Source organism: Vibrio sp. 378 (genome assembly GCF_033339435.1).
On the sequence record NZ_JAWOUO010000780.1, the window covers coordinates 1 to 609 of the forward strand.

The 609-nt window shown below is 49.9% G+C and carries 1 protein-coding gene; it reads right to left on the bottom strand.

All coding sequences use genetic code 11. The features are described 5' to 3' along the window. Positions 1 to 609: molybdopterin dinucleotide binding domain-containing protein (locus R7Q48_RS28815; RefSeq protein ID WP_318133762.1), on the bottom strand; the 609-nt coding region annotated here is incomplete at both ends.

Here is a 609-nt window from a genome sequence, read left to right on the forward strand (position 1 = left end):
CTTTTGCGTTTGGTGCGTACCATGCACCCTCACCTAAGCCAACCACATGCGGCATGATGCGTGGGGTCACTTTTACGCGAACGTTCATTTCGCCGAACTTGCTACGAACGCTCACCAAATCGCCGTTATCAATGTTGCGAGAAGCGGCATCGACTGGGTTGATCCAAAGCTCTTGTGGTGCCGCTGCTTTTAGGATGTCCACGTTGCCGTACGTAGAGTGCGCGCGCGATTTGTAGTGGAAGCCCGTTAGCTGAAGTGGGAACTCTTTACGATCTGGCGAATCCCAGCCGTTGAATGTCGAAACATATTCTGGCAACGGTGTGATGGATTCATCTTCGTCCAGTTCCCATTCTTCGTTGATCTTCGCGAGGGTCTCTGAGTAGATCTCAATCTTACCTGATGGCGAAGGCAATGGATTCGCTTCTGGGTCACGACTGAAGTCTTCAAACGCCACATATGGACGGTCGAATTGCTTCTTGTAGATACCCTGCTTTCTCATCTCATCGTAAGACGGCAAGTTTGGATCGTTGTTTTGTTTAACGGTCTGAGCGTACATCCATTGAAGCCACTCTTCTTGAGTGCGACCTTCAGTAAACTCATCAAACACGC